Source organism: Romboutsia sp. 13368 (assembly GCF_018336475.1).
Taxonomy (GTDB): Bacteria; Bacillota; Clostridia; order Peptostreptococcales; family Peptostreptococcaceae; genus Romboutsia.
This window is the reverse complement of sequence record NZ_CP048741.1, coordinates 482,250-485,483: the sequence shown is the minus strand read 5'-3', so window position 1 is coordinate 485,483 and position 3,234 is coordinate 482,250. Positions and strand designations below refer to the sequence as shown.

The window sequence follows — 3,234 nt, the reverse complement described above, 5'->3', positions numbered from 1 at the left end:
CTAAAACTTCATCAACTGAAGGTAATTTAGATAAAACTTCTCTAATATTCAATTTAATCACTCTTTCTTATTTATTTACGTTAACTATATATTTATAAATTACCAATATAAAGATAACTTAAACTAAAAATACGGTTATTAAATAACCGTAATATATTTTTCATCTTTCTTTTTTACACTTCCTATTATTTTAGCTTCTATAGATCCATTTAGTTTTATATCCTTAACTAACTCCTCAGCTAAATCTTCTTTTACCGATATTAAAAGACCACCTGATGTTTGTGGATCATATAAAATATCCTCGATAGCTGTATCTATATTTTCAATTTTTACATCTTTTGATATATAATCTTTATTTCTATACATACCTGCAGGAATAATTCCCATATTAGCCATATCAACAGCTCCATCTAATATAGGTATATCCTTATGATCAATTTCTATACTCACATTTGATGCTTTTGCCATTTCAAGTACATGTCCTAATAAACCAAATCCAGTTATATCTGTTACAGAGTTTACATCTATATTTTCAAAACTTTTTGCAGCATATTTATTTAAATGAACCATTACCTCAATAACTTTATCTGAAACTTCTTTAGAAACTAAATTTTCTTTCATAGCAGTATTTAATATACCTATACCTATAGGTTTTGTTAAAATAAGCTTGTCACCTTCTTTTGCAGTTGCATTTGATAATACCTTTTTAGGATGAACTATTCCAGATACAGAAAGTCCATATTTAGGTTCTTTATCATCTACAGTATGACCTCCAACTAAAAGCGCTCCACTTTCCTTAACCTTATCAAAACCACCTTTTAATATTTCTGCTAATACACTCATATCATGACATGCAGGAAAACAAACTATGTTCATTGCAACTATAGGTTTTCCACCCATAGCATAAACATCTGATAGTGAATTAGCTGCTGCTATTTGACCGAAGATATACGGATCATCTATCATAGGAGTAAAAAAATCTAATGTTTGAATTAAAGCCATATCGTTATTTAATTTATACACAGCTGCATCATCTGCAGTATCTAAACCTACTAATAAATTACTACTATCCTCATTTTTAGGAAGCTGTGATAATACTGAAGCCAGAACCTCTGGCCCTATCTTAGCCGCTCATCCACCTGATGTTGTCATTGCTGTTAAATTTTTTAAAATATCCACTATTATCTTCCCCTTCCCCCTAATTTATACATTATTTATAATAACATATTTTACATATTTTATTATAAATATTTCTCATTATTAGAATCTATTATTCTATACTTATAAGACTCTTTAATTCTTCATATTTTTTATCGCCTATCCCATTGACATTTTTTATTTCATCTACTGATTTAAACTCTCCATTTTCTTCTCTATAATTAATTATTTTATTAGCTGTAGCTTCACCTATACCTGGAAGTGCATCTAGCTCTTGTATAGTTGCTTTATTTATATTTATTAAATCACTTTTCTCATCTTGAATACTTTCATTATTATTTATAGATGTATAGTCACTATATACATCTACACTTTCACCTATCTTAGGTATTATATAATGAGATTCATCTTCAAGTTTCATAGCTAGATTTACTTTATTTAAATCTGCATTTTCTGTAGTTCCTCCTAACATGTCAACTACATCAGATAACCTTTTTTCACTTTCTATAGTAACAACCCCTGGATTATTTACCTCACCACTTACAAATACTGTTATAGTATTGTTAGCCTCATCCATATTTATATTTTTATTTACTTCTTCTTTTTCATTATCAGTTTCATCTATTTTATCCTCTATTAATTCCTCATTATTAATTTCACTTTCACTAACGATATATACATTGTCTTTTAAATTTAAATTTTTATTATCTATTATTTTATATGTACTAAATAATAGTATTAATATAAATATCATTATTTTTCCAATTTTCAACATTTATCACCTCTCCTATATTTTAATTATTGACTAAAATATGTTATACTAAAATATAAGATTTTATTTTGGAGGTTATTTATGAAAAAAATTTTTTCATTAGTGCTAGCATTTATTATAGCCTTCTTACCCATTTTTAATGTAAATAATTTATCATTTGCAGATAGTGAACCAAGTTTAACTGCAGAGTATGCGATACTTATGGACTATGAATCTGGAGAGGTTTTATATAGTAAAAATGGTTATTCTAAACTCTATCCTGCTTCAACTACTAAAGCATGGACAGCTTATATTGTATTAAAACATGTTAAAGATTTAAATCAAGTGGTTCAGATAAAAGATTTACCTGTTGTTGAAGGGTCAAGTATGTATTTAAAAGAAGGCGAAGCATTTACAGTAAAAGAATTGTTAGATGCTCTTTTAATACACTCATGTAATGATGTTGCTGTGGTTTTAGCTAGGTATGTTGGAGGTTCAGAAGAAAACTTTGTTAAAATGATGAATGATGAAGCTAAAGCAATAGGTGCTAAAAATACTCATTTTAATAATCCTCATGGATTACCTGATGAAAATCATTATACAACAGCTTATGATATGGCTCTTATGGCTAGAAAGGCTATGGATAATGAAATATTTAAAAGTATCGTTAAAACTGAGTCTATAAGGTTCCCAGCTACTGAAGCTTATCCTTATGAAAGATACTTTAAAAATACTAATCAATTTTTAACATCACCATATCAAATGGATTATAAAGGTAAGAAAGTAGATATAAAGTATGATGTAGTAGATGGTATAAAAACAGGTTATACTGACGCTGCAGGAAAGTGTCTTTTATCTACAGGATTTAAAAATAATATAAGAGTTATATCTGCTGTTTTTAAATCTAATGTATCAGATTTATACCTTGATTCTAGAACTTTACTAGATTATGGTTTTGATAATTTTTACTCTAAAGTAGTTGTTGATAAAGATAAATTCACTAATAAAAAGAAATTTATCTTTAGTAAAGAAAAAGAATTAATTTATCAACCTGAAACTAACTATACTGTTGCATTATCTAATAATGTAAAAAATACTAATTATACAACTAAAATTAACTTAGAAAAAGTTAAATTACCTATAAAAAGTGGGGATATAGTTGGTAGTTTAGATGTTTATAACAATGATAAACTAGAAAAAAGCATTAATTTAATAGCTAAAAATGATGTAACTAGTATATTTGGATTTATTACAGAAAACAAAATATTGTATAATACGTTAAAAATACTTTTAGCAATATTTATAATAATAGTAATTATTATTAG

General features: G+C 26.7%; 3 protein-coding genes. 1 reads left to right on the top strand and 2 read right to left on the bottom strand.

All coding sequences use genetic code 11. The features are described from left to right. Positions 1-138 precede the first annotated feature (138 nt). Both selD and G3997_RS02030 read right to left on the bottom strand, forming a co-directional pair. The gene (selD, locus tag G3997_RS02035; RefSeq protein WP_296649267.1) at positions 139-1,152 is read right to left on the bottom strand and encodes a selenide, water dikinase SelD; all 1,014 of its coding nucleotides are present in this window, start codon (positions 1,150-1,152) and stop codon (positions 139-141) included. Between the two features lie 118 nt (positions 1,153-1,270). Continuing rightward, the gene (locus G3997_RS02030) at positions 1,271-1,933 is read right to left on the bottom strand and encodes a helix-hairpin-helix domain-containing protein (RefSeq protein WP_296647284.1); all 663 of its coding nucleotides are present in this window, start codon (positions 1,931-1,933) and stop codon (positions 1,271-1,273) included. Positions 1,934-2,011: 78 nt separating this feature from the next. Between G3997_RS02030 and G3997_RS02025 the strand changes: the two genes are divergently transcribed. Beyond that, positions 2,012-3,234, top strand: a 1,223-nt coding sequence (locus G3997_RS02025; RefSeq protein WP_296647281.1) for a D-alanyl-D-alanine carboxypeptidase family protein, incomplete at its 3' end; no start/stop codon positions are given.